6 protein-coding genes are annotated in these 5,708 nt (G+C 42.4%); all 6 read left to right on the top strand.

The window, feature by feature from the left end; translation table 11 throughout:
- Positions 1-179: 179 nt before the first annotated feature.
- On the top strand, positions 180-626 hold the full coding sequence (locus Q1V93_RS07995; protein WP_300663554.1) for a RimK/LysX family protein: 447 nt from the start codon (positions 180-182) through the stop codon (positions 624-626).
- A gap of 42 nt (positions 627-668) precedes the next feature.
- Positions 669-1,547 carry a 30S ribosomal protein S6--L-glutamate ligase gene (gene rimK / locus Q1V93_RS07990; protein ID WP_300663552.1) on the top strand — a complete coding sequence of 293 codons (879 nt, stop codon included), beginning with the start codon at positions 669-671 and terminating at the stop codon, positions 1,545-1,547.
- A 2-nt stretch (positions 1,548-1,549) separates the two neighbouring features.
- On the top strand, positions 1,550-2,515 hold the full coding sequence (locus Q1V93_RS07985; protein ID WP_300663550.1) for a succinylglutamate desuccinylase/aspartoacylase family protein: 966 nt from the start codon (positions 1,550-1,552) through the stop codon (positions 2,513-2,515).
- Positions 2,516-2,523: 8 nt separating this feature from the next.
- Positions 2,524-3,003 carry an RNA methyltransferase gene (locus Q1V93_RS07980; protein WP_300663548.1) on the top strand — a complete coding sequence of 160 codons (480 nt, stop codon included), beginning with the start codon at positions 2,524-2,526 and terminating at the stop codon, positions 3,001-3,003.
- A 483-nt stretch (positions 3,004-3,486) separates the two neighbouring features.
- Positions 3,487-4,644 carry a hypothetical protein gene (locus Q1V93_RS07975; protein ID WP_300663546.1) on the top strand — a complete coding sequence of 386 codons (1,158 nt, stop codon included), beginning with the start codon at positions 3,487-3,489 and terminating at the stop codon, positions 4,642-4,644.
- Positions 4,645-4,672: 28 nt separating this feature from the next.
- A partial coding sequence (locus Q1V93_RS07970) for a hypothetical protein (RefSeq protein WP_300663544.1) occupies positions 4,673-5,708 on the top strand: 1,036 nt, incomplete at its 3' end.

The raw sequence follows: 5,708 nt of genomic DNA, 5'->3' as shown, positions 1-5,708 counted from the left end.
CATGACTCTAATTTTCTTTCACTATCCCGTAATTGGGGGTGCAATATTAGGAATAATTTTTCAATTTACGATGAAATGCCTAACTTTTTTTTATTTGAAGCTGTTTTTCTCTTCTCAATTCCTTTTTTTCTAATTTCGATCATCGAAACAACAACTTCTTTACAAAGATACCGAGAAAGATGATATCAACGAATAAGAAAATAATCGGACGAAAGGATTTGGTTTCCTTTCCGGGTTTTGACCTGAAAGACGTACCCGTGAAAATTGACTCCGGAGCCTATTCCAGTTCCATGCATTGTGAATCGATTGAAGTGATTGAATTTGGTGAAAAAGAACAGCTTCGCGTGGTTTTCCTGGATCCGGCTATCTCCGGCTATACTGGAAAAGAAGTCGTGTTCAATGACTTTAAAACCAAGATCGTGAAGAGTTCGAACGGAATCGCGCAGGAACGTTTTTTTGTTAAAGGAACGATCCGCTTGTTCGGAGAAACGTATGAAACCGTATTTTCGTTGACGGAACGAACTGGCTTACGAAATCCCATTCTTTTAGGTCGCCGTTTATTGAATAAACGCTTCCTGATTGATACTTCCAAGACGAACTGTTCCTATAAATACGAAAATAACTAATTGATACCGAAGGAAAGGGATGAGCCTTTCAATAAATAAAGAATGAAAATTGCCATTTTATCGCGCAATCCGCAATTGTATTCGACGCGGCGCCTGGTTGAAGCTGCAGAAAAACATGGTCACGAAGCACATGTGGTCGATCATTTGCGTTGTAACATCGAAATAGAACAAAAAGGGCCTTCCTTGTTTTACGGATCTGAATACCTGGAAGGATTCGATGCCGTGATTCCGAGAGTTGGGGCATCCGTTACCTTTTACGGAACAGCGGTTGTTCGCCAGTTTGAAATGATGAACGTATTCTCCGTAAACAGTTCCAGGGGAATTGTACATTCCAGGGATAAGCTGCGTTGTTTGCAGGTCTTGTCCAAAGAAGGAATCGGTCTGCCAAAAACGGTTTTTACCAATTATTCCAGAAACGTAGAGCACGTGGTGGAATCTGCAGGTGGTGCGCCCGTAGTCTTGAAATTGTTGGAAGGAACACAAGGTTTGGGAGTTGTTTTGGCGGAAAACCAAAATGCGGCTCAATCCGTATTGGAAGCCTTTAACGGGTTGAAAGCGCGGGTAATCGTGCAGGAATTCATCAAAGAAGCAAAAGGAGCAGATATTCGCGCCTTTGTAGTAGATGGCGAAGTAGTTGGAGCAATGAAACGCCAGGGAAAAGAAGGCGAATTCCGTTCGAACCTGCATCGTGGCGGTACGGCAACCATTATGGAATTGACCGAAGAAGAAAAACGAACGGCCATCAAAGCAGCAGAAGCAGTAGGACTAGGGGTTGCAGGAGTTGATTTGCTTCAATCTTCCCGCGGACCTTTGGTTCTGGAAGTGAATTCTTCACCGGGACTGGAAGGAATTGAGCGCGCTACCGGAGTGGACATTGCCGGAAAAATTATTTCTTTTATTGAAAAGAGTGTAAACAGATAAGCATGGCCCGATTCTACATACTTGGAAAAGAAATTCTGCCCGGACAAAGTGTCGAATTGAGCATGGACGTTGCAAAACTGCATACGCATACGCCTGTTCAGGTTCCTGTATTTGTGGAAAGATCGCTGAAAGACGGTCCGATCGTGTTGTTGATGGCAGGGATGCACGGCGACGAGATCAACGGAATGGAAATCATTCGCCGGGTGATCCGCAAAAAGTGGAACAAACCCATTGCAGGAACCATTATCTGTCTGCCGGTATTCAATATTTTCGGATATCTCAACTTAAAACGCGAATTACCGGACGGAAGAGATCTGAACCGGAGTTTTCCGGGATCTAAAAACGGTTCGCTGGCAAGTCAGTTTGCCTACCAGTTCATGAGCCAGATTGCTCCGAACGTAGACATCGTCATTGATTTTCACACCGGATCGGCACAACGGTCCAATATTGCCCAGGTTCGCTGTTTATTATCCGATCCGATCAGTATGGAATTGGCGCGCGTGTTTAATCCGCCGTTCATTGTTCATTCGGGATACATTTCGAAATCGGTCCGAGAAGCCCTGAACAAAATGGGGAAGAAGATTCTCCTATTTGAAGGTGGAAAAACCAATTCGATTGATGAAACCATTGTGGAAGAAGGATTGCTGGGAATTCAGCGCATTCTGAATCATTTCCACATGAAAAATTTCAAGCTGGAACCAACAGAAAGCGAGCCGGTGATCATCAAATCTTCCCGATGGCTCAGAGCACCGCAGTCGGGAGTGTTTCATTCAGTGGTTAAAAACGGACAATACGTTGAACAAGGTGATTTACTTGGCTTCGTCAGTGATCCCTACGGTTCAACCGAGCGAAAAATCAAATCAAATACAAAAGGATTTATTATCTGTACCAATGAAGCGCCTTTGGTCAATAAAGGAGATGCGATCTTCCACATCGGAACGGCATTGAGTCCGGATAAACAAGCGTAAATAAAGGAATGAGAACGAAAAACATCCACGGATATGCAGCAATCGGTGTTTTCAATGCAAAAACAGAACACAACATCGGAACACTTTGGAGATCTGCTTACGTTTTAGGGGCATCCTACATCTTTACAGTCGGAAAACGCTACAAGAAACAATCATCGGATGTAACGAGAACCTGGGCGCGAATCCCATACTTTCATTACGATACATTGGAAGATTTGTGTGAGAACATTCCGTATGATTGTCACCTGATTGCCATCGAATTGACAGATGATGCAGAGTTTTTGCACGATTTTGAGCATCCCAAACGCGCCATTTACTTGCTTGGTTCCGAAGATCAGGGCTTACCCGAATCCGTTCTCGCAAAATGCCGGAAAGTCATCAAACTCCCGGGAAATTCTTCCTTAAACGTCGCTGTTACAGGAAGTATCGTGTTGCACGACCGTGCTGCGAAATTGAACCTGGAACTTCCTCCGCATCATAATGAATAGGGCTTATTTCCCCGGAATTTAGATAGGACTTGTATCAATCGGTCATACCGTAAAAAGATTACGAGCTTGCGAGGTAAATTTGTGACAATCAAAAAAGAAATCAATTTTAATTTGCATTCCTGAGAAATAGTACACACTTTTGTGTATTGTGAAATTTATTCATTCTTAAAATGAAACAGACTGCTACAAAAATGAAAACTTCCGGTTAAACTGTAACAAGAAACGAAAGAAGTATTATACTATTCGCATCACGAAAGAATCCACTAAGTGCCGCATTCTGGAAAAGTAAACGGCTCTTCACTGAATCACATTCAGCGAAAATGAAATTTATAAGTAAACAAGCGGGATTCCTGTAACATTCCGTTTACAAATGTTTCAACAGATTACAGGCTGTTGAAATGCAACTATTGCATGGCTTGTTTCTGCCGGAAAACATGCATGTAGAAACACCATACCGGTACTTAAAAAACAAAAATACACCTTATGAAAAAAATCACTCATTTGCTGATCCTATCAGCCCTGTTTATGGCAAATCACTCGTTTGCACAAGAAAACTCCATCTCCGAAAACGGGAACGTCGGAATCGGAACCACCACGCCCAATGCGCGCTTGCAGGTTGCAGGTTCTGCCCGTTTTGATTCAACCGTAGTTGCCAATGACTCCGTCTCAATGACCCGGAACGTGACCATTGGCGGGGATTTAAAAGTAGGCGGAAATGTCTATTTTCCCAATATCCCTGCATTGAGCGGAATTCACAACGAATCCATTCTGTTTTCGAATGCTGAAGGTACAGTTACTAAAGCTTCTGCAATGACATTAAAAGATTTAATGTACACGAGTATTTGTGACTTGGCAGGTGGAATCACTCAAAGTCCTTCCTGGGCAAACGGACCGAATAAAATTTTTGTAGAATGCCCGGGCGTCTTCGTTGGAATTGGTACAAGTAATCCGACCAGAAATTTAGATGTCGTAGGGAATACCAAAGTATCCGGGCATTTATGGTCGCATGGTTCCCTGTCAATTGGTTCGGATTTCAATCCTTTTTCAAAGCTGAGTATTGTAAACACCAACGCAACTGCTGTCATTCAGGGAAGTGCAGTTGGAAATACGAAACCGTATCAGCGTTTGCTGTTCTTTGAATACAATAATGCCGATACCAAAATTTTGGAGGTTGTAAATACGGGAACGGGCAGAACACCATTTTCATTAAAGGCGGATGGAGCAATGGATATTGACAACGGAACCGGAAGAATTTTCCATTTGGGAACCGACGGAATGTTGGAGCTTACCAATGGAACCACTCAGACCTTTAAGGTTGAAACGACCGGATTGATCAGAGGACGACGTATGAAACTGGACCTGAATACCTGGGCGGATTATGTATTTGATGAAAACTACCAATTGATGCCTTTGAGCGAAGTGGAAGCTTTTGTGAAAAAAGAAAAACACCTGCCTAATATTCCATCTGAGCAAGAGTTGAAAGCCGAAGGTGCTGACGTGATGGAGTTGAACAAAATGTTGATGGAAAAAGTAGAAGAATTGACCTTGTATTTGATTCAACAGAACAAAAACACGGAAGACCTGAAAAAAGAATTGGAAGCCTTGAAAGAAAAGTTGACAGTATTGGAAAATCAGCAATAATCAATTCACCGATTGTAAAAAGAAAACGATGAAAATTTCTTTATCACTAGTATTTCTGCTGTTTTGGTTTTTAGCCGGAGCACAGGAAATGATTAATGGTGGATTTGAAACTGCGGTTAATTCTGTAACACCCTATCCAGGATATGATTATGCCGTTGAATTTGCTCCGCCTTGGAAATCCATTTATGGTACTGCTGATGTCTGCCATCCAAATGCCCCAACTAACTTAGGTGGAATTACGCATCAAGGACAAGGTATGTCGCGTTTAGGACATCTTAGTGAGTATATGCAAGGTAAAACATTAAATCTTATTGCCGGAACAACCTATGAAATCTCCTTTTGGGCGCAAATCAGGTTCCCATCCCCTGTACATATCCGGAATTTAGGAATGATGATCGGTACAACGGATTACAGTAATAATTTTGATCCTGTTACCAACTTTGATCCGCAGTTGCTTGTTTCTGTGGGTACAAATTGGACTACCGGATCATACTGTTTCACGGCTCAGACATCAGGAGTTCATTTTGTAGTATTGGGAGGTAAATGTGATCCTATTCCGGATGATGATGCAAACTATTTTATATGGAACATAGATGATGTGAGCGTAACAGAAGTGTCGGATAATTCAGGCGTACCAATTGCAGAAATCGCGACTACACAAACCGAATTCTGCAAGGATAACATTGTATTGGATGGTAGTGCATCTTCCAATGAAACAGGGTATCACTGGGTAATAGAACAAAGACTACCAGACGGGAAGTATATGTGTCTTTATACTCAAAATGATCAAAATGGACAAGCCGGAGTATTTAATGTGAATAATGCATTTGCTTCTATCGGGCACACACCGGGATATGGTGGTTGTTACAGAGCCTACCTATACGTGAACAATCAATGTGAGGTTCGTGACCGTCTGGATTTTTGTATCGTGAATCCGAATGTATTCTTCATCACAGACGGCAATCCCGTTTGTGAGAACATTCCAAGAGATTTACAGGTAACGGGTGATAACGGATGGACGTATACCTGGAGTACCGGACAAACAGGAGTTGGGTTGAAAACCG

Source organism: Fluviicola sp., assembly GCF_030151805.1.
In the GTDB taxonomy this organism is placed as follows: Bacteria; Bacteroidota; Bacteroidia; order Flavobacteriales_D; family Crocinitomicaceae; genus Fluviicola.
This window is presented reverse-complemented; position numbering and strand designations above follow the sequence as displayed.